Source organism: Vagococcus coleopterorum (assembly GCF_011303955.1).
GTDB lineage: Bacteria > Bacillota > Bacilli > Lactobacillales > Vagococcaceae > Vagococcus_D > Vagococcus_D coleopterorum.
The window spans coordinates 573469-594288 of the sequence record NZ_CP049886.1 but is presented as its reverse complement, the minus strand read 5'-3'; the positions used below and the strand labels follow the sequence as shown (position 1 = coordinate 594288).

General features: G+C 37.2%; 17 protein-coding genes and 1 other annotated feature. Of the genes, 4 read left to right on the top strand and 13 right to left on the bottom strand.

From position 1 onward, the window contains the following. Positions 1 to 6: 6 nt before the first annotated feature. The 7 genes from G7081_RS03060 to G7081_RS03030 all read right to left on the bottom strand — a co-directional run bounded on the left by G7081_RS03060 (position 7) and on the right by G7081_RS03030 (position 6639). Complete coding sequence (locus tag G7081_RS03060) at positions 7 to 1110, bottom strand: PIN/TRAM domain-containing protein (protein ID WP_166007279.1); 1104 nt, start codon at positions 1108 to 1110, stop codon at positions 7 to 9. 25 nt (positions 1111 to 1135) lie between these two features. Further along, positions 1136 to 2506 carry a DNA repair protein RadA gene (radA, locus tag G7081_RS03055; RefSeq protein WP_166007278.1) on the bottom strand — a complete coding sequence of 457 codons (1371 nt, stop codon included), beginning with the start codon at positions 2504 to 2506 and terminating at the stop codon, positions 1136 to 1138. A gap of 139 nt (positions 2507 to 2645) precedes the next feature. Continuing rightward, positions 2646 to 3176 carry a dCTP deaminase/dUTPase family protein gene (locus G7081_RS03050; protein ID WP_166007277.1) on the bottom strand — a complete coding sequence of 177 codons (531 nt, stop codon included), beginning with the start codon at positions 3174 to 3176 and terminating at the stop codon, positions 2646 to 2648. A 22-nt stretch (positions 3177 to 3198) separates the two neighbouring features. Then, entirely contained in the window at positions 3199 to 4326 is a 1128-nt protein-coding gene (locus tag G7081_RS03045; protein WP_166007276.1) for a VanZ family protein, read from the bottom strand. A gap of 85 nt (positions 4327 to 4411) precedes the next feature. Then, positions 4412 to 4669: a metal-sensing transcriptional repressor gene (locus G7081_RS03040; RefSeq protein ID WP_166007275.1), complete on the bottom strand. Its 258-nt coding sequence runs from the start codon at positions 4667 to 4669 to the stop codon at positions 4412 to 4414. 13 nt (positions 4670 to 4682) lie between these two features. Beyond that, the gene (locus G7081_RS03035) at positions 4683 to 6332 is read right to left on the bottom strand and encodes an FAD-dependent oxidoreductase (protein ID WP_166007274.1); all 1650 of its coding nucleotides are present in this window, start codon (positions 6330 to 6332) and stop codon (positions 4683 to 4685) included. A gap of 1 nt (position 6333) precedes the next feature. Continuing rightward, on the bottom strand, positions 6334 to 6639 hold the full coding sequence (locus G7081_RS03030) for a rhodanese-like domain-containing protein (RefSeq protein ID WP_166007273.1): 306 nt from the start codon (positions 6637 to 6639) through the stop codon (positions 6334 to 6336). Positions 6640 to 6802: 163 nt separating this feature from the next. Between G7081_RS03030 and G7081_RS03025 the strand changes: the two genes are divergently transcribed. After that, positions 6803 to 7837 (top strand): M42 family metallopeptidase, encoded by a 1035-nt coding sequence (locus tag G7081_RS03025; RefSeq protein ID WP_166007272.1) that lies wholly within the window; start codon positions 6803 to 6805, stop codon positions 7835 to 7837. Between the two features lie 234 nt (positions 7838 to 8071). Here G7081_RS03025 and G7081_RS03020 read toward each other — a convergent pair whose 3' ends face one another. The 3 genes from G7081_RS03020 to G7081_RS03010 form a co-directional block, all read right to left on the bottom strand. Beyond that, on the bottom strand, positions 8072 to 9817 hold the full coding sequence (locus G7081_RS03020; RefSeq protein WP_166007271.1) for an ABC transporter ATP-binding protein: 1746 nt from the start codon (positions 9815 to 9817) through the stop codon (positions 8072 to 8074). Between the two features lie 85 nt (positions 9818 to 9902). Further along, positions 9903 to 13103, bottom strand: coding sequence for a DEAD/DEAH box helicase (locus tag G7081_RS03015; RefSeq protein WP_166007270.1), 3201 nt, complete (start codon positions 13101 to 13103; stop codon positions 9903 to 9905). A gap of 105 nt (positions 13104 to 13208) precedes the next feature. Beyond that, positions 13209 to 13832, bottom strand: coding sequence for a lysophospholipid acyltransferase family protein (locus G7081_RS03010; protein ID WP_166007269.1), 624 nt, complete (start codon positions 13830 to 13832; stop codon positions 13209 to 13211). Between the two features lie 131 nt (positions 13833 to 13963). Here G7081_RS03010 and G7081_RS03005 point away from each other — a divergent pair, with 131 nt between their 5' ends. Both G7081_RS03005 and G7081_RS03000 read left to right on the top strand, forming a co-directional pair. After that, positions 13964 to 14707 (top strand): tRNA1(Val) (adenine(37)-N6)-methyltransferase, encoded by a 744-nt coding sequence (locus G7081_RS03005; protein WP_166007268.1) that lies wholly within the window; start codon positions 13964 to 13966, stop codon positions 14705 to 14707. Then, entirely contained in the window at positions 14697 to 14972 is a 276-nt protein-coding gene (locus G7081_RS03000; RefSeq protein ID WP_166007267.1) for a GIY-YIG nuclease family protein, read from the top strand. Before G7081_RS03005 ends, G7081_RS03000 begins: the two co-directional genes overlap by 11 nt. 25 nt (positions 14973 to 14997) lie before the next feature. Here G7081_RS03000 and G7081_RS02995 read toward each other — a convergent pair whose 3' ends face one another. The 3 genes from G7081_RS02995 to hisS form a co-directional block, all read right to left on the bottom strand. Continuing rightward, positions 14998 to 15876 (bottom strand): YitT family protein, encoded by an 879-nt coding sequence (locus G7081_RS02995; protein ID WP_166007266.1) that lies wholly within the window; start codon positions 15874 to 15876, stop codon positions 14998 to 15000. Between the two features lie 103 nt (positions 15877 to 15979). Next, positions 15980 to 17752 (bottom strand): aspartate--tRNA ligase, encoded by a 1773-nt coding sequence (aspS, locus tag G7081_RS02990; RefSeq protein WP_166007265.1) that lies wholly within the window; start codon positions 17750 to 17752, stop codon positions 15980 to 15982. A 13-nt stretch (positions 17753 to 17765) separates the two neighbouring features. Next, entirely contained in the window at positions 17766 to 19067 is a 1302-nt protein-coding gene (hisS, locus tag G7081_RS02985; RefSeq protein WP_166007264.1) for a histidine--tRNA ligase, read from the bottom strand. Between the two features lie 53 nt (positions 19068 to 19120). Then, positions 19121 to 19324 (bottom strand) — a binding site (T-box leader). Positions 19325 to 19493: 169 nt separating this feature from the next. Here hisS and G7081_RS02980 point away from each other — a divergent pair. Beyond that, positions 19494 to 20789, top strand: coding sequence for an N-acetylmuramoyl-L-alanine amidase family protein (locus G7081_RS02980; RefSeq protein WP_166007262.1), 1296 nt, complete (start codon positions 19494 to 19496; stop codon positions 20787 to 20789). Positions 20790 to 20820 lie beyond the last annotated feature (31 nt).

Here is a 20820-nt window from a genome sequence, read left to right as displayed (position 1 = left end):
ACCTCACTAATTTTCGTGTTTAATCCCTCGATCCATGTGAACAGGTTTCGCAAAAATCATACGACCTGCTGCAGTTTGTAACGCACTGGTTACCACAACAGCAATTTTCTTATTCATATAGTGTTGACCCTCTTCCACAACAATCATCGTGCCATCGTCTAAGTAAGCCACACCTTGTTGGCGCTCCGTTCCTTCTTTTACTACCATCACGTCAAGTTGTTCCCCTGGGATAACAACTGGTTTAACAGCATTAGCTAGTGCATTAATATTTAAAACTGGAACATTTTGAAACTCTGCTACTTTATTTAAATTGTAGTCATTTGTGACAACAACACCATCTAACATTTTAGCTAATTTCAATAGTTTAGTATCTACTTCAGCGACATCTTCAAAATCACCTTCATACATTTCAACTCGAATTGATTCTTCTTTTTGCAAGGCATTTAAAATATCTAGCCCGCGACGACCACGTACCCGCTTTAAGCTATCTCCTGAATCAGCGATATATTGTAACTCATATAACACAAAGTTTGGAATAAGCAGAACACCTTCAACAAACCCTGTCTTAGCGATATCATAAATCCGACCATCAATGATGACACTCGTATCTAAAATTTTATATTTGTGATGATGATCATCGACCTTACGCTCTAAAACATCTTCACTTTGACGTTTGTTTTTTGGTGTAAATAATTTTTTCCACTCATCTTTTTTAGTTGTTCCTAAGCGGAAACCTAAATAAGCGGCGATAAACATAATAAATGTAGGAAGAATATTTCCAATAATTGCAACATTCAAACTAAATAACGGAATTGACACTAACACACCAATTAACAACCCAATTATCGTACCAATGGAACCAAATAATAAATAATCCGAGCTGTGCCCACTTAAATTCAGTTCAGCCCGTTTAATCATTCTTACCACATTGTTTCCAAAGATTAGTGATAACAAGAAAAATACTGCAGCTCCAATAACTCCATTTACAAAAACATTATCAATCATTGAAGATAAACTTAAATTAAGCAACGACCATAGCCCTGGTAAAAATGTAATACCTAAACTAATACCAAGAATTACCATTAAGCCCGTAAATATTTTTTTAATCATACACTTCACCTCTTCCCATCATGTTTTATCCGAAAATTTTATGTAAAGCTTCGCCTAAGGTAGATACGCCCACTACTTCAATCCCTTTAGGTGGCTCCCAACCTTGTAAATTATTTTTTGGAATGTACATTTTCTTAAACCCTAGTTTTTTAGCTTCCATAATGCGTTGCTCTATACGGTTAACACGGCGAATTTCTCCAGTTAATCCAATCTCACCGATAAAGCACTCAGTTGGTTTCGTCCCTTTTTCTTTATAACTTGAAGCTATGGCAACAGCGATTGCCAAATCAATTGCTGGTTCATCTAACTTAACGCCACCCGCTGCCTTTAAATACGCATCTTGATTTTGCAACAATAAACCTGCTCTTTTTTCTAGAACTGCCATAATTAGTGATACTCGATTGTAATCTAGCCCCGTCGCTGTTCGTTTAGCATTCCCAAACATACTCGGTGTCACCAACGATTGAATTTCTACTAAAATTGGTCGTGTTCCCTCCATTGATACAACAATAGCTGAACCTGTAGCACCATCAAGTCGTTCTTCTAAAAATGCCTCAGAGGGATTAGCCACTTCAACCAATCCGCGTTCTTTCATTTCAAAAATCCCAATCTCGTTGGTTGAGCCAAAACGATTTTTAACAGCTCGTAAAATTCTAAAAGTATGGTGTCGATCACCCTCAAAATAAAGAACCGTATCAACCATGTGTTCCAACATTCTTGGACCAGCTAAAGCTCCTTCTTTTGTTACATGTCCCACAATAAAAATAGCAATTTGGTTTGTTTTAGCAATTTGCATCAACTCGGCAGTTGTTTCCCGAACTTGACTAACGCTACCCGTTGCACTAGAAATTTCTGGCTGCATCATTGTTTGAATGGAATCAATGATGACATAATCTGGCGCCATCTCTTCAATTGTTTGACGAATTAATGACATATCTGTTTCTGGGTAAACATAAAAATCATTACCTTCAATGCTCAAGCGTTCTGCTCGCATTTTTATTTGTTCCGCACTTTCCTCTCCAGATACATATAATACTTTCCCACCGCTTTGATGAAGTTGTTGCGAAACTTGTAATAATAATGTAGATTTCCCAATCCCTGGATCCCCACCGATTAGAACTAATGAGCCTGGGACAACTCCGCCACCAAGCACACGGTTTAATTCTTCTATCTTAGTCTTAACACGCGGTTCTTTCTTTGATGTCACATCACCTAATTTAGTTGCTGTCGTCCTTTTCCCAGCTAAACTAACTCGACTATTTCGATTTGTATCATCTTGCAATTTCACTTCCATCATTTCATTCCATTGTCCACAGTTCGGACAACGACCTAAGTATTTCGGAGAAATATAACCACAGGCCTGACATTCAAATTGTGTTTTTGCTTTTTTAGCCATTTACATCCCTCTTTCATCACTTAATATCTTCTTTATTCTATCATAAAGAAGGCGGTTTCGGGACAGAAAGACCCTCTTTTAGCGTGATTTAATCAAAAATAAAAAAAGTGTTCTAAGGTCGCCCTTAAAACACTTTTATTTACTTACCAGAAGAACCAAAACCGCCAGTTCTTTCTTTTGTCACATCATCTTGGTCAGCTTTTAAAAACGGCATGAAAATCCCCTGCCCAATACGCTCGCCTTTAACAATTGTTTTATCTTTTAAACCAAAGTTTAATAACTGGAACATAATGTGCCCTTCATTATTTTCATTATTGTAATAGTCACTATCAATAATGCCAACACCATTGGCCATTAATAAATAGTTCTTCAAAGGGTTACTTGAGCGATTACATAATTGTAAAAACTCATCTTCGCCCATATATGCTTTAATCTCGGTTGGAACTAATACCGGTTTTAATTCTTTCATTGTGGCATCATCCAACTCAGCAATCCCCCCAGTTAAGACTGCTTTTAATACTTTAGCAACCCCTTGTTTCCAAATACTTGGAACAACGGTGTCTGCTGACGCTTCAAAATCATAACCAGCTGCCGCTTTCGTCGCACGAACTGGCAAATTAATATCTTGTGATGATGTTGATAATCTTTCAAATCCTCTTGTCTTTGTCATTTTTCTACCTCCAATTTTTTTCTTACCCCTTACTCCTCACTACTCGCAGACCCTCTATATTATTAAAATAAGGTCTATTTTTTTTGCGAAGCCAACGCCATAAAACATTGGCATAGACAGCAATCCAAACTATTAAAATGATAAATTCCGCAATCACCTGACTCACAATAATATAAACATTATCAGACATAATATCTGTCAACGGATTAAATAAAATGTTTATCACTACGGGAATATAGATAAAACTGAAACGCTTGATGTAGACTTTTATTCTTGGGCCTTTAATAACATCAAAACGGATCCGCAATACCCAACTAGAAATAGTATATCCTCGGCATACTATTGGTACGATAACCGAGTAGAGAAAGAAACCACCAATTTTAATTATATCTATATACAGTTCCGATGTGACTCCGAACACTCCTGCAAAAACATTAGCTGTTATTCCCGCAGCATACATTGTCAATAACGCTTCAACAATTTGAATACCATACGATGTCACGTCCCCAGAATGATACGGTTGATCTTTTTGAACGAGCTCTTTTCTACTTGGTAAAAAAAATAAAAATAAGGGCGCTAATAAGTATCCAATAACCGCTCCCAATGTGTTGGCAAATAAATCATCCACATCAAACAAGCGATACGGCACTTGATAATACCCAAACAACGCAGTTATTTGTGAAACTTCAAAAAATAATGATACTAAAAATCCTAGGCATGCCGCCTTCCATAACCGAGCTGAATTTTTCTTATAATATTTATAATAAACACCCAGCGGAAGCAACATTACTAAATTAAAGAAAAACTGGAAGAATGCCGGCGAGTGCCTTAACTCTTTATAGGTGGTAATGCGCAACCAATCAACTTCGGATTCTTTTGTTATATCACTAATAAAACGAAATGGTTTCAATTGGCTGTAAATTTCACTTTGGCCCGGAATAAAATTTTCCCGATTAACCGGCAACGGTAAACTAACTAAGAAAAATGCAGTCAATAAGTAAAAAACAAACGAAAACAAAATGAGATTACGCCAAAAACTAAAATAACCATGCTTACGGTATTGATAGATAGTCCAAGGCGTAGTCACTACAAATGCCACTATTAAAAAAATAAGGAATGCAGTTAAAATAGGTTGAATATGGTTAATCATATGTAACTCCTCAATATTTCATATAATAATCATAACATTACTTATCTTTTCAATAAACAAAAAAGAAGGGGCCTAAGCTCCTTCTTTATTTTTTTTCAATTAAACGCATTGCTTTTGCAAGTTGCTCTGCTTGTCTGTCTGGATCAGCATCAGGATTTTCCAACTGATGCTTCAGATTTTCAGCTGCCATGACACCCATGATTTTATCCACACTGGCACGAACTGCTGCAAGTTGAACCATCATATCGCCACAACTTTGTCCTTCAGACATCATTTTTTGAATGCCACGCATCTGGCCTTCAGCACGCTTTAAACGATTCATTATTTTTTGATCACATTGCATTGCCTTTTCCTCCTTAGCGACACACTCGATCTGGTAATACCGTAGCATATAAACTATATGCCCCATCAAGATTCATCACATTAAATCCATTTTGCTTTAATAAGCGCTCAGCAATATAGCTACGCAACCCACTTTCACAACTGACAATATATTGTTGTTGTTTGTCTAATTCAGATAAACGTTGGCGTAGCTCTGGTAACGGAATATTTATACCTTCCGCCACTTTCCCATTTACCACTTCCGCACCACTTCGGACATCTAACAATTGCCAACCATCTTTCAAATAGTTATCAACCTCATGCCATTGTATCATATTAGACTGACCTTCCATAACGTTCAAAGCCACATATCCGAGCATATTAACTGGGTCTTTCGCTACACCAAATGGGGGGGCATACGTAAATTCAAGTTCTGGCAAGTCTTCTACAGTCAATCCACCTTTAATAGCCGTTGCTAAAATGTCAATCCGTTTATCAATACCTTTTGGCCCTACACCTTGTGCACCATAAATTGTACCCGTCTTAGGATTAAAAACCAACTTAAGAACCACCGCTGTACTGCCTGGATAATAGCCTGCATGATCTTTCCCTTTAGTATGAACTACCGCCACATCGAGCCCTGCCAATTGTGCTTGCCTTTCAGTCAACCCTGTGGAAGCTGCGGTTTGACCAAATACGCGAACAATCGCCGTTCCAATACTCCCTTTATTTTTACGAGGCAGACCTGAAATAACATCTGCAACTTGACGACCTTGTCGGTTCGCTGGTGAAGCAAGCGAAATCAAGGCATCTTCACCCGTGATCTGCTGCTTTACAACAATCGCATCCCCCACCGCATAAATATGCGGGATATTCGTTTGATAGTGTTCGTCTACTAGAATGCCACCACGTAAACCTAATTCAACGCCGGCTTCCTTAGCTAAAGTTGATTCCGGTGTCACTCCCACCGACAGAATCGTTAAGTCTGAGGACACAGTTTCACCATTGTCTAACTCGATTACTTGACCAGCTTGTTTGAAACCAACTGCCCCAACTCCTGTTAAAACACGCACATCATTTGCTTTCAATTCATTTTCAACAAAAGCGGCCATCTCTTGATCCAGAGGCGGCAACACATGTGGTGCTTTTTCAACAATTGTTACTGATAAGCCAGCTTCTTTTAAGTTTTCTGCCATTTCCAAACCAATGAAACCCGCACCGATAACGGTAGCTGTTTTTGGTTGTTTAGCTTCTAACTGAGTCATAATCTGATCTAAATCAGGGACATTTCTTAAAGAAAAAACATTTTCAGCTTCTGCAAGTCCTGCGATTGGCGGGATAACCGGACGTGCTCCAGGAGAGAAAATCAATTCATCATAACTCTCCCAGTAACTTCCTTCCGCTGTTTTAATCTCAACTTTCATCCCTTCAGAATCAATTGTAACGACTTCGCTTTCAGGCCTAACATCTAAAGCAAATCGCGCTTTTAAACTAGCGGGTGTTTGGACTAATAGGTCCCCACGTTCACTAATTTCACCTGAAACATAATAAGGCAATCCACAGTTTGCAAAAGAAACAAACGGACCTTTTTCTACGACAATAATTTCTGCCTCTTCATTTAAACGACGAAGTCTTGTTGCTGCAGACATTCCCCCTGCTACACCACCGACAATCACAATTTTCATTTTATTTGCCTCCCTTAACAGCACCTTGCCACTGCATCATGCCACCTTTAACATTATAGGCATCAATACCTTTACCAACTAAATGACTTGTTGCTTGTTTGCTACGCATACCTGATTGACAAATCACGTAAACCGGCCCTTTTCCTTTATAACTACTAATCTGTTGTAACGGAATATTTTTCGCTCCTAGAATATGACCTCCAGCAAATTCATGTTTTTCTCTGACATCGATTAATTCAATTTTTTTTGCTAATAATTCTTGTAGCTCTTTATTGGTTATACTTGGGACACTTTTAAATAAAAACATAGTTTAGCTCCTCCAAATTTTAGTTTAATTCCATTTCATTTTATACCCCCTTGGGTATATTGTAAATTGATTTGCTCAAATTACCTAAAAGTGATTTATTTTCCTGTCATTCTATTCTATTATAGGGGTGTACAACCCAATAAATTACAAAGGAGACTGAACAATGTCAGAACAAACAATTGATTTAGTAGCTCGTTTAACCAACATCCCTTCACCAACCGGGGATACCAAAAATATTATTGAGGTTTTAAATCACGAACTAACTACAGCAGGTTACACGCCAACGATTAATCGTAAAGGAAGTTTAATCGTAACTGTACTAGGTAAAGATGATCAGAATCATCGTTTTATTACTGCTCACGTCGATACTTTGGGCGCTATGGTTCGGGCAATCAAACCTGATGGACGTTTAATGTTAGATTTAGTAGGCGGTTTTAAATTTAACGCCATCGAAGGCGAATATTGCCAAATCCATACCCAATCTGGTCAAACTTATACCGGAACTATTTTAATGCACCAAACAAGCGTCCACGTCTACAAAGATGCCGGGACTGCAGAACGTAATCAAGCAAATATGGAAGTCCGCATTGACGAAAAAACAACTAATGCTGAAGAAACTGCAGCTCTTGGTATTCAAGTCGGAGACTTCATTAGCTTTGATCCACGTACTGAAATTACACCGAGCGGTTTTATTAAATCACGTCACTTAGATGATAAAGTCAGCGTTGCCATCTTAGTAAACTTTTTAAAACAAATTGCAACCGATAAAACAGAACTGCCACATACAACTCATTTCTTCTTTTCAAACAACGAGGAAATTGGTTACGGAGGCAACTCAAACATTTCAGAAAAGGTTGTTGATTACTTAGCCGTCGACATGGGAGCCATGGGCGATAACCAACAAACCGATGAATACACTGTCTCAATTTGTGTGAAAGATGCCAGCGGACCTTATCACTTAGATCTTCGTAATCAATTTGTGTCATTATGTGAAGAAAACAAGATCCCCTACAAATTAGATATCTACCCATTTTACGGAAGTGATGCTTCTGCTGCAATGAAAGCTGGGGCTGACGTCCGCCACGGACTTGTTGGAGCGGGTATCGAGGCAAGTCATGCATACGAACGAACGCACCAAACATCAATTGATGCCACTGAAAAATTAGTATCTGCTTATTTATTAAGTCATTTAATTTAATTAATTTAAAAAAGCCATGGATAATATCATCCACGGCTTTTAATATTTACTTAGTAATTGTTCGAACTTTCATTATGACTTTGTCACAAAAAATTCATAATTAGATTCTATTATAAAGGTGTACCAAATAAACAACCCTAACAAAACTTTTTCATTATTTACTCCTCCAAAGTAAATAAAAAATCTCCTAAAAACACCCGACCTCTCCAGTCGGGTGTTTTTTCTTGTCTGCTTTTATGAAAATTGAGCGTCATATAAGCTTTGATATTTACCACCTTGTTCAATCAATTCTTGATGATTACCGCTTTCGATAATTTCACCTTTTTCCATCACTAAAATAGTGTCGGCATTATGAATGGTTGATAAACGATGAGCAATAACCAACGCTGTTTTTTGTTCTAATAATTCTTCTAACGATTTTTGAATGAAGCGTTCTGATTCATTATCTAACGCAGCTGTTGCTTCATCTAAAATTAAGATTGGCGCATTCTTTAAAAATACGCGAGCAATTGAAATCCGTTGTTTTTGTCCCCCAGATAGTTTCACACCTCGTTCACCGATTTGCGTTTCTAGTCCTTCTGGTAAATCTGTAACGAACTCAGATAATTTAGCCGCATCAATGGCAGTTTGAACTTCTTCCGGTGTTTTACCTGGAATACCGTACGTGACATTTTCACGGACAGTGCCATCAATCAACTCAACATCTTGAGAAACCACACCAATCCCTTGGCGAAGTGACTCAATCGCAATTCGATTTAACGGAATATTATCAATCATAATTTCTCCAGCTGTTGGTTCGTATAAACGTGATAATAATTTTGTCACCGTTGTTTTTCCTGAACCCGAAGACCCAACTAAAGCTATCAATTTCCCTTTAGGAATTTCAAATGATACATCGTTTAACACTTTCTTACCAGTCTGATATTCAAATGAAACATGATCGAATGTCACACCTTGATGCAAATCTGTTAAAGGACTAGCATCTTCAGCATCATTGATTGTTGGTTCACTCTCATGAATATCCATCAAACGCTCATAAGAAACTAACGCTTGTTGGAAGCGACTAATCATTGAAGTGATTGAACGAATCGGATTTTGCAGCAATTTAAGATAAGCAAGATAACTCATCATAGCTCCGACTGTCAGGTTACCTGCAAAAATTTGTAACGTTCCATAGGTTAAGACAATAGCCGTTCCTAAGAAGTTAATCATATCCATTGAGGGCGAAAATAAGGCTTGCGTTTTTGTTGCTGTTAATTGATTTGCTTTAACTTCAGCATTTAAATCTTCAAAACGACTGCGTTCATACCCTTCAGTTGCTGAATTTTTTATCATCAAAACAGACGTTAATGTCGTCTGTAAGTGATTATTCAAACTAGCTACCGACTCACGAACACGACGAAAGTTAGCTTTCATTCGCTTACTAAAATAATCATTTACAAGAAATAACATGGGAAAGGTAATTAAAATCAATAGACTTAATTTCCAATCTGTATACATTAAAAATCCTAAAACCAAAACAAACGTGACAATATTACTGAAAATTCTCAATGTACTCGGTGAAATTAAATCCTGAATCGTCCTAACATCACTTGTTAATCGAGTCATTAAATCTCCAGTTTTTTGATTTTCAAAATAAGCCAAGTCTTGCTTTAACACATGACTATATAAGTCTTGGCGTAAGCTGACAACAGCTTGCTGACTGATTTTACTCATTAGATAAGTAGAAATAACTGATAACAGATTTAGCGCTATAGTAAAAAATGCCAACATCCCAATCGATTTAAATAACAAACTCTTTGATTTAGATGGCACAACGACATCAATAATTTGTTGCGTGATTTGCGGAATTTTAAATTCGACTACAGCAATTAAAACTAACGCTGCAATACTGATTAATAATACTTTCCATTCTTTCGCCACACGTTTGAAAACAAACGATAGCATCTCAAAAATGGTGCTCTCTGATTTCTTCTTCATAAATAACCCCTTTCGCCTTAAACTATAAGTTTACACGTTTTGTGTTTTAGATGCAAAAAAGGACCCTTTTACAGAGTCCTTTTAGCTATTCATTAATTAATAAAATATCACGAATATCATCTTCAGATAATTTTTTCAATTTCGAACCGTCTTGATCAGACATAACTTCGTCAAACAAACGGCGTTTACCTTCTTGTAAATGATACATTTTTTCTTCAATCGTTCCCTCAGAAATCATCCGCCACACTTCAACCACCTGTTTTTGACCCATACGATGAGCTCGACTCGCGGCTTGTTCTTCAACCGCTGGATTCCACCATAAGTCATATAAGATAACAGTATCTGCTCCGGTTAAATTCAACCCTGTTCCACCTGCTTTTAAGGAAATCAAAAAAACATCTTTTGAGCCTTGGTTGAATTTATCGACCATCTCAATTCGTTCTTTCGGTTTTGTTCCTCCATGTAAATAGAAGGTGCTTATTTCCATATCCGTTAATTCATTTTCTAAAATATTGAGCATCCCTGTAAATTGCGAAAACAATAAGATCCGTCTACCATTAGCTTTTGCTGCAGCAACTAGCTCTTTGACTTGATCCAACTTGCCTGAACCACCCTGATAATCTTCAATAAACAATCTCGGATCGCAGCAAATTTGACGTAATCGTGTCAATCCTGCCAAAATTTGTAGATGATTTTCTTTAAACGCTTTAGAATCCATCCCTTTGACTTTTGTTTGCATTTGACGAAGGTGGGCTAAATAAGTCGCCTTTTGCTCATCAGTTAAGACGCTTAAAACATTTGATTCTATCTTGTCCGGCAAGTCCTTTAATACTTCACGTTTTTCACGACGCAAGACAAACGGCTGAATCATTTTAGCTACTTCAGAAGCTGACATGCGATTGAATTTCGCTCTTTTTGGGAAAAATCCTGGCATGACAATTGCAAATAGCGACCATAATTCTTCCAGTTTATTTTCAATTGGTGTGCCACTCAAGGCAAATCGTTGAGTGGTTTTCAACTTTTTCATCGCTTGAAAAGTTTTAGTCGTTGGATTTTTAATAGTTTGCGCTTCATCTAAAATCAATGTACTTAGCTGCATTTGATGATAACGACTACTATCCTGACGTAAGCTAGCATAAGACACAATTAGCACATCAAACCCATCTGCTTCATTTAAGTATTGTTCCCGTTCTTTTTGCGTCCCCATAATGACAATCGTTTTTAGCGTTGGAGCGAATTTCTTAAATTCATTTTGCCAGTTATAAACTAAGCTAGCCGGTGCCACCACAAGCGCTGGACCTTCTGTACCACACTCTTTTTGGTTTAATAAAAAAGCAATTGTCTGAATAGTTTTTCCCAGTCCCATATCATCAGCTAAAATTCCGCCAAATCCATAATCTCTTAACATCGTCAACCAACGATAACCAACTTCTTGATATTCTCTCAAATCGGCATTTAATTCTTTAGGCACAGGAACTGTCAGCTCTTGAGGATGAGTTAAATCATAACTTAATTTAGCAAATTCTGAATCATACTGAACACGATCGGTTTGATTTAAAATCTCTGATAACTGTAAGCTACGATATTTTGGAATTAAAAACTGGTTATCTTCAAACGTTAGATATTGTCGTAATTCTTTTAAGGCATGACTTGTTTTTTGATAACTTTCTGACTCTAAAGAAATGATTTTGCCATCAGACAATTGGTGATACGTTTTTTGTTCCATTAGACTTAGCATCAGCCCTGAAATATCTTCTTCCGCAATGCCACTAATATCAAAATCTACATCAAACCATGAGCCTTGTTCTTTCACTTCAATAACCGGTGCATATTTCAAACCATCTAAATATTGTTCTTGCAACTCAGAAGCAAGCTCGACACGGCTGATTTTTCTTAAGTTTGGTAATTCTTTTGTAAAGAACAAGAATAACGCTTCACCTTTAGGTAATTGTTTTTGATAGCCGTTCTTAGATTTTTGATACTGTTGTTTAGCTAATAATTTCAACAGTCTTTGCTCTTGAACCGTATCGCGAATTACTGTTTTCTGTTCATCTAAACCACTACTTAGGTCGCTATTTGTCGAAAACCGGATGTCGCCGTAAACAGCATCCGCTTGTACCATCAAATTGTTATCAGCTATCGAAAATAACAATTCATTCACCAAAGGATACCTGACCATTTGACTCAAATGGTCATTGATTAACTCAACTACTCCTATTTCAGAAAGCTGCGGCAATACGAAAGTAAATAAATCTGACACCTCTTCCGCTTCAAAAAGGATTGCTAAGCTATCTGATCGTTTTAGTAATTGATTTAAGGTTTCAAAAATTTCTGTTTGTCGTGGATTTAATTGAAACATGCCACTTTCGATTTGAACCCATGAGTAGTACTCCCAATAATTTATAACTTCCGTTAGAACCGTTAACACATATCCCTTTTGTTTTGGTTCCACTTTAAATTTAAACGGTGTCTCATCTTTTTTGATCTGCCACTTCTCATCATTTATATTAGCTACTTTCAATTGTAACTTATCAGCTTTCATTAACATATCAATAGTTCGTACTAAGTTATCTCTATCTAAAAACAAATGGCGTGGTTTTAACTTCCCTTTTGTTGGATACTGCACAGCTCCAAGAACTTCTTGCATATGTGAAATATCCCAAATACTTTCTAATAGACTATGGTCAGCGTCTGAAAAACTGTCACGAGTTAAGGTGACAGTTAACCCTTCCGCAATTGTATACACTCCTTCTGCTTGCCAACACTCTAAGAATTTTTGACTATTTTTAACGACATAACAGCGTTCGTTTCTTAGCCCTATTTTAAAACTAAGTACCCAAATGTCTTTATGAGGATGATGAATTGAAGTCGGAACTGACTCAATCACATATTCCATTGTTAAAGGCATTTCATCAGCTAACAAGATCTCCGTTTGTTTGGTTTGTAATTTAGAAAAACTATTAGAAAATAATTTCCCTACCGTTGGTGCTTTATATGTTGAACGTAACTGTGGATTTTGTTTTAACACCCGATTCAACCCTTTTGAACGAAGGGCTAATTCAACAGCCACTGTATGTTTACAATATTTTTTCTTTTGCCAATCTTCACACGTACATTGGTCTTCTTCGCGTGGTGAACCATCTAATTTCACTTGATAAACAGCAGTACCAATTACTTCCGCATGCCAACAATTTTCTTCTAAATCTTGCGTAATAGCTGTCACACGACCATCATTTGTATATTTTCTACCTTGTTCCACTATTTTTTCAGGAATGCTCCATTTCATCAATACCACCATCTTTCTTTTAAGGACTTCCCACTATTATACCAAATTTCAAAAGATTTTTCTGTTGTTCAAGACAAATAAAAAAAGCAGAACAATTGTCTGCTTTTACTTTTGTTTTGGGATATATTTAAAATCTGGGTTAACTTCATGATCTAATTGATTAAAAGCTGATGTCATACGACGTTCCACTTCTTCAATTCCTTCTTGATTCATTTTGGGAATATCTGACACATCAATTGGATCACCAAATCTAACAGTGACTTTTTGACGTTTGAATAACCCACCAAAGGTAACCGGCCCTTGATAAATTGCTGGAACGATCGGTACTTTAGCCATCTTAGCTATTAAAGCCGCCCCACCTTTTAACTCTTCTGAATGACGTGTCCCACTCGGAAACATAATCAAACTTAAATCACTATTTTTTAATGACTTAATCGGTGTTTTAATAACGCTAGGTCCTGGATTATCACGTTTCACCGGAAAAGCATGTGCTTTCGTTAAAATAAATCGCAATATAGGATTTTTAAATAATTCCTCTTTCGCCATAAAACTAAATTCTTTGGGAGATGCAGCTAGTGCAAAATAAATTGGATCCCACCATGTGCGGTGTGGTCCAACTAAAATATAATTTGTTTCAGTTGGTAGCTTTTCTTTTTGCTCATAACTTGCACGCCCATTTATAATAAATACAATACCTCGTGCTACTTGACGGATAAATCTAAAAAACATTAGCTTCGCCTCACTTTATCTTTCTTCAACAATAGTATGACGAAAAACTGAACTTCTGGCAAGTTTTTTATTTACCCCTTCCTCGTATGCTATAATATGAAAAGAATTTCTTACAGAAGGAGCTTTACTTTATGGATATTGAGCTATTTGAAAACGAACGAGTTGACCAGCTTTATGCCGATGATATTAAAATCATCCAAAGTCATGAAGTTTTTTCTTATTCATTAGATGCTGTATTACTAGCTAACTTCGCATCCTTACCAAAGCGTGGTGAGATTGTCGACCTTTGTGCTGGTAACGGAGCTGTCGGGCTATTCATGAGTCGCAAAACAGCAGCTCATATTACCGGTATTGAAATTCAAGAGCGGTTGGCAGACATGGGGCGTCGTAGTATCCTATTAAATGATTTAGGTCAACAGCTTTCAATTGAAACACTTGATTTAGTCAACACGACCCAGATCATCAAAAAGGATTCCGTTGATTTAATCACTTGCAATCCGCCATATTTCAAAGATTTACCTACTAACGTCGCTAATCCCAATCCTCATTTAGCCATTGCACGCCATGAAATTAAAACTAGTTTAGACGGCGTTATTAAAGAAGCTGCCGGTTTACTAAAATTCAATGGAAAACTTGCACTTGTTCATCGCCCTGAACGTTTTGTGGATATTATTGAAACTATGAAAAAATATCAGATTATTCCAAAGCGCGTTCAATTCGTTTATCCTAAAGAAGGTAAAGAAGCAAATACCGTCCTGGTTGAAGGAATCAATCAAGGTAAACCAGATGGACTGAAAATCTTACCCCCTTTGGTTGTTTACGACGCACAAGGTGATTATTTGCCCGAAGTTAGGGGGATGCTATTTGGAAACTAATAACTCCGAAAAAAAACAATATTTTTATGTCTTACTATGTGCAGATAACAGTTTTTATGGTGGCTATACGACCGAACCTACTCGTCGTCTAAAAGAACATAATGATGGTGTCGGTGCTAAATATACTCGTGTTCGTAGTCGTCGCCCAGCTAAAATGATCTACACTGAAGCGTTCGAAACTAAAAGTGAAGCCATGCGTGCTGAGTATGCTTTTAAACAATTAGCTCGCCATGAAAAAGAAAAATTTTTAAAAAAATACTTATAAAAAAAGAAGCCTAAACGGCTTCTTTTTATTGCATTCCTGGATCGTAAAAGTTCCCTAAAATTTTAACATTATCAGCTATACTGACAAAAGCACTAGGGTCTGCAGCTTCCATAGCCTCTTCAAGCGTATGCATTTCAAAACGTGTGATGACAGTGAATAAAATCGTCTTTTTGTCATGTTTATATGCACCTTCTGCATCATGAAGAATTGTAATACCTCGACGTAAACGTTCTTGTACTTCTTCAATTACTGCATCAGGCTTATTAGTGATAATCATGACCTGCATTTTTTGTTGCTTTGTATAAATTAAATCTGTTACTTTACCTGTTACAAAAATTGAAATTAAACTATAAAATGCGTATTCCCAACCGAATAAATAACCTGCTGTAAAAGCAATCATCCCATTAATAAAGGTGTTGATTAAGCCAACATTACGGCCGGTAATTTGGCGAATCGTAATAGCGACAATATCTAAGCCACCCGATGAAATACCATTTTTCAAAGCAAAACCAATAGCAAACCCATTAATCGCACCACCAAAGATAGCGCACATGATAGGATCTGGTGTTAACATCGTCACTGGAATAAACTGGATAGCAATTGTTGCTAGCGTGACAGTAATCATTGTAAAAACTGTAAATTTTTTACTAATTCGTTTCCAAGCTAAGATAAAAAGCGGCACATTTAATACATAATAAATTAATGCAACTGGGGGAACCTGACCGGTCATCTTGCCAATTAAAGTAGTCACAATTTGAGCAATACCCGTGACACCACTAGCATAAATATTCCCTGGCTGCCAAAACATGTTTAAGGCAATCGCTGCTAAAATAGCATAGATAACTGCAACTGATGATTTTCGAGTATATTCTGATTCTGAAAATTTCTTCTGAAATTCTTTCATTTTTAAAATAAGTCTCCTTCAATCAACTTAATAGTTATATTATACGACCAATCTCGATACAAAGAAAGGACAATCCTTTAAGATTGTCCTAAATTTTTTTTCATTATCCCTCTTGATTTTCATTAACAATTAAATGCAAATCAGCTAATTGCTCCGCTGAAACCTTACCTGGTGCTTGGTTCATCGGGTCAATTGCTTTACTATTTTTAGGAAATGCTATGACTTCTCTAATATTATCTTTACCCGCTAGCAACATTGCAAAACGGTCTAAGCCTAAGGCGATACCACCATGTGGCGGGAATCCAAAGTCTAAGGCTTCTAACAAGAAACCGAATTGTTCTTCCGCTGACTCTGCTGTAAAACCAAGGACTTTAAACATTTTTTCTTGAATATCTCGTTGGTGAATACGACTAGAACCGCCACCCAACTCATAACCGTTTAAAACAATATCGTAAGCTTCAGCATAGACTTTTTCTGGGGCTGTTTCTAATAATTCTAAATCACCTGCTTTTGGCATCGTAAACGGATGATGAGCAGATGTGAAACGACCGGCTTCTTCATCAAATTCTAATAATGGCCAATCCACTACCCATAGGAAATTAAATTGTGATTCATCAATTAATCCCAATTCTTTCCCTAACTTATTACGTAAAGCACCAAGTGAAGCTGCAACGACATCCGCTTGATCAGCTGCAAACATAATCAAATCGCCAGCCTCCGCATTAGTTGCTTCTAAAACAGCTGCTTCATGCTCTGTCATAAATTTAGCAATCGGACCTTTCAAGCCTTCTTCGTCAACTTTTAACCAAGCTAACCCTTTCGCACCGTATTGACCAACAAATTCACCTAATTTATCCATATCTTTACGAGAATAACTTTCAGCAGCGCCTTTAGCAACGATTGCCTTAACTTGACCGCCTGCTTCTAATGCCATTTGGAAAACTTTAAACTCAATCGGTTTAACAACTTCACTTAAATCAATGAGTTCCATACCAAAACGCATATCAGGTTTATCGTTCCCAAAGCGAGCCATTGATTCATCATAACTAATACGAGGGAATGGTAATGCAACGTCGATCCCTTTAACATCTTTCATCACTTTAGCAATCAATTGCTCGGTATGATCTTGGATTTCTTCTGGTGATAAGAAACTTGTTTCAATATCAATTTGAGTGAATTCTGGTTGGCGATCACCACGTAAATCTTCATCACGGAAACAACGAACAATTTGGTAGTAACGATCAAAGCCGGCACCCATTAATAATTGTTTTGTAATTTGTGGTGATTGCGGCAACGCGTAAAAATGACCTTCTTGAATACGTGAAGGGACTAAATAATCACGTGCACCTTCAGGGGTTGATTTGTTTAAATAAGGAGTTTCCACATCAATAAATTCTTCACCGTCTAAATAGCCACGAACAGATTTAGTAATCTCATGGCGTAAGCGCAAGTTACTTAACATTTCAGGACGACGTAAGTCTAAGTAACGATATTTCAAACGAAGTTCATCATTAACTGACTCTCCTTCATCAATTAAAAACGGTGTTGTTTTCGCACTGTTTAAAATAATGATGTTAGATGCTAATACTTCAATTTCACCTGTTGCCATATTCGGGTTGATAGCATTCCCTTCACGGGCAGAAACAGTCCCTGTCACTTCAATAACATATTCTGTACGACAACTATCAGCTACTTCCCACGCTTCTTTATTTGTTTCAGGATTAAAAACAATCTGAACGAAGCCTTCACGGTCGCGCAAATCAATAAAGATTAAATTTCCTAAATCACGACGTTTTTTTACCCAACCTTTTAATGTTACTTCTTGACCTAAGTTTTCTTTTGATACTTGTCCACAATAATTTGTTCTTTTAGTCATTTTTGCGTTCTCCTTATCCTTCAACCGATTTTACTACTAAATCATATTGTTTTTTAAAGTTCTCATGAACGTCAGCTAGATTTACTTCTACCTGTTTCCCACTGGCCATGTGTTTCATTTGTATTTTACCTTCTGCTAATTCCGTTTCACCTAAGGTCAACACTACTTTAGCATTTAATTTATTGGCTGTTTTGAATTGTCCTTTAGCTTTTCTATTTAAGAAGTCACGTTCAGCAACAAATCCTGCGTCACGAATACTTTGAACTAGTTTTAGTGTTTCAATGTTTGTAGCTTCCCCTAACCCAACGACATAAGCATCAACTTCTGTCTCGCACGGTATTTCAATACCTTCTGCATCAAGCGTAATTAAGGTTCTTTCAACACCCAAAGCAAATCCAAAGCCTGGTGTTGCTGGGCCACCTAATTCTTCCACTAACCCATCATAACGGCCACCTGCACAGATCGTTGTAATAGCTCCTTCAAATCCTGGCGCTTCGCTCATAATTTCAAAAATTGTGTGGTTGTAATAATCTAGTCCACGTACCATGCGATGATCAATTGTATACTCGACATTCAAAGCATCTAACATCGTTGTTACTTGTTTGAAAAATGCTGATGACTCTTCAGACAAATAATCTAAGATAGATGGTGCATTGACTACAATTTCCTTATCTTTTGGATCTTTACTATCTAGTACGCGCAACGGATTTTCAACTAAACGCTTTTGTGAGTCAGCACTTAGGTTTTCTTTGAAGGGAGTTAAGTAATCAACTAACGCTTGGCGATATGTCTCGCGATCTTCTTTAGAGCCAAGTGAATTAATCACCAGATTTAAATGCTTAATTCCTAGCTGTTTATAAAAATCCAATGCCATCAACATTGTTTCTACATCTGTGGCGGGGTTCTCACTTCCGAAAACCTCAACGCCTAACTGATGAAATTGGCGTAAGCGTCCTGCCTGCGGTCTTTCATAACGGAACATCGGTCCCATATAATATGTTTTAAATGGTTTTTGAAATTCTGGGCCAAACAGTTTATTTTCAACAAACGTTCTTACCACGGGTGCTGTACCTTCAGGGCGTAACGTAATGTGACGATCACCTTTATCATAAAAATCATACATTTCTTTAGAAACAATATCAGTTGTATCACCCACGCTTCGCGAAATCACATCATAGTGTTCAAAAATTGGCGTGCGGACTTCATGGAACTCATAACGCTTGAATGTTTCACGGGCAACACTCTCGATAAATTGCCATTTTTCAACTGCTCCCGGTAAAATATCCGCTGTTCCTTTTGGTTTTTGATAAGCCATTGTTAACTCCCTCTTTTCTCGAATTGTATAAAAAAAGCCCTTGAATAATTATAAACAAGGACGAATGATGTCATACGTGGTACCACCTAGATTGAAAGATTTCTCTTTCCACTTAACGATTAACGCTCGTAACGGGACAACTTGATTATCCATCTCCAGAGTGTCTTTCATATTCTGACTTGTCTTAATCACTTTCAGCCAAGGTGATTTTCTCTTTAGAGACCACAAAATACTACTAGCTCTTTCATTGATTTTATATATTATCTTATATTAAAAAAATACTAAAAAAAACGCGAAAAGTCAAGAAAACACAGTCTTAGCTATCGATAAATACTTACATTCTGGAAAGTGACTCGAGAAATTGTTCATATTGCTATTTTTTTGATATAATTTCTCTATTAGACCGACAAGATTGAGAGGTGCCCCATGGAACTACCCGAAAAACAAAATCAAATCAAATTACTGTTTCTAACATCAATGGCTCTACTAGCGATTGCTTTATTAGTAACACTTGGGTTATCTTTTAGCAACTTAAACCCAACTAAAAATGTGATTATTTTATCTGAAACCGCAGAAATTAAATCCTCTCCATCAAAGAACGCCAAAACAATTCAAGAACTTCATCAAGGAGATATGTTACAAGTTTCCAACCAAAAACAGCATTGGTATAAAGTCAAAACTGACAAAAAACAAACCGGTTGGCTTAAAACCACTCAAACAAATTTTGGTGAGCCAATGCCTGGAACAAAACAAAATGCTGTCATCAGCGAGAAGAAAGTCCCTTTAACTCTAAAACCTAACAATGAAAGCAACGTCATCCAAACCTTAAAAAAGGGTTCTAAAGTTATTGTGACTGCTGAATTAACTGGCTGGACCCAAATTACCTACAATAAAGTACAAGGATGGGTGCCTAGCACATCGCTTAAAAAGCATGGTAAAAAAGATGGAGAAGCCGCACTTGAAAACAAGGTTTATACTCGTCAAAAAGGAACGGCCATTAGAAAAGAACCCAAGCAAACAAGTGACACTCTATCCGTTGCACCCTATGGCGAGAAGTTAATATTCTTATCTCAAGTTGATGATTGGTATCAGGTGCTTACTGATGATAAAAAAGTTGGTTATGTCCCTAACTGGGTTGCGACATTCTCTAAACCTAGTAAAACTGATCCTTACCAAATCAGTCCGTTAGCTGATAAAACAATCGTTTTAGACCCTGGGCACGGCGGAAAAGATAAAGGTGCTACAAGTAATAACGGTGAAGTGAAAGAAGCAACCTTGACTTTGGCCACTGCTAACTACATAAAAAAAGCACTTGAAGAAACCGGTGCAAAAGTCTTACTTACTAGAACTGATGACAGTGAACCAAAAATGCCTAATAAAAAGAAAGGGGCTAAATTTGATCTCGTGATCAGCTTACATTATGACTCAAGCGGAACAGATGATGGTGCTACAGGAACAACCGTTTATTACCACCATGCCAGCGATCAAGTACTTGCGCAAGCCGTTAATACTGAATTAGCCCAAGTACTGACAATTCCTAATCGTGGTATCGAAGCGGGGACCGCAGAGGACGCTCCAGATGGAGAATCCTCAAGTTTACGTTTGGACCTAGGCTATATGAATAATGACAGTGATGTTCGAGAATTCATTACGAAGACCTATCAAGAAGATTTAGCTAAATCTTTAACAAAAGGTTTAATGACTTATTACGAAATTAGATAATAAAAGAAGCAGCGCAATTGCGCTGCTTCTT

What these genes read in the sequence shown, in the direction of transcription:
- G7081_RS03025 (WP_166007272.1), top strand. Translation starts at nt 6,803, where the DNA reads ATGTCAGAACAAACAATTGATTTAGTAGCTCGTTTAACCAACATCCCT.
- G7081_RS03050 (WP_166007277.1), bottom strand. Translation starts at nt 3,176, where the DNA reads ATGACAAAGACAAGAGGATTTGAAAGATTATCAACATCATCACAAGAT.
- aspS (WP_166007265.1), bottom strand. Translation starts at nt 17,752, where the DNA reads ATGACTAAAAGAACAAATTATTGTGGACAAGTATCAAAAGAAAACTTA.
- G7081_RS03030 (WP_166007273.1), bottom strand. Translation starts at nt 6,639, where the DNA reads ATGTTTTTATTTAAAAGTGTCCCAAGTATAACCAATAAAGAGCTACAA.
- G7081_RS03045 (WP_166007276.1), bottom strand. Translation starts at nt 4,326, where the DNA reads ATGATTAACCATATTCAACCTATTTTAACTGCATTCCTTATTTTTTTA.
- G7081_RS03040 (WP_166007275.1), bottom strand. Translation starts at nt 4,669, where the DNA reads ATGCAATGTGATCAAAAAATAATGAATCGTTTAAAGCGTGCTGAAGGC.
- G7081_RS03015 (WP_166007270.1), bottom strand. Translation starts at nt 13,103, where the DNA reads ATGAAATGGAGCATTCCTGAAAAAATAGTGGAACAAGGTAGAAAATAT.
- G7081_RS02980 (WP_166007262.1), top strand. Translation starts at nt 19,494, where the DNA reads ATGGAACTACCCGAAAAACAAAATCAAATCAAATTACTGTTTCTAACA.
- radA (WP_166007278.1), bottom strand. Translation starts at nt 2,506, where the DNA reads ATGGCTAAAAAAGCAAAAACACAATTTGAATGTCAGGCCTGTGGTTAT.
- G7081_RS03005 (WP_166007268.1), top strand. Translation starts at nt 13,964, where the DNA reads ATGGATATTGAGCTATTTGAAAACGAACGAGTTGACCAGCTTTATGCC.
- G7081_RS03010 (WP_166007269.1), bottom strand. Translation starts at nt 13,832, where the DNA reads ATGTTTTTTAGATTTATCCGTCAAGTAGCACGAGGTATTGTATTTATT.
- hisS (WP_166007264.1), bottom strand. Translation starts at nt 19,067, where the DNA reads ATGGCTTATCAAAAACCAAAAGGAACAGCGGATATTTTACCGGGAGCA.
- G7081_RS02995 (WP_166007266.1), bottom strand. Translation starts at nt 15,876, where the DNA reads ATGAAAGAATTTCAGAAGAAATTTTCAGAATCAGAATATACTCGAAAA.
- G7081_RS03060 (WP_166007279.1), bottom strand. Translation starts at nt 1,110, where the DNA reads ATGATTAAAAAAATATTTACGGGCTTAATGGTAATTCTTGGTATTAGT.
- G7081_RS03020 (WP_166007271.1), bottom strand. Translation starts at nt 9,817, where the DNA reads ATGAAGAAGAAATCAGAGAGCACCATTTTTGAGATGCTATCGTTTGTT.
- G7081_RS03035 (WP_166007274.1), bottom strand. Translation starts at nt 6,332, where the DNA reads ATGAAAATTGTGATTGTCGGTGGTGTAGCAGGGGGAATGTCTGCAGCA.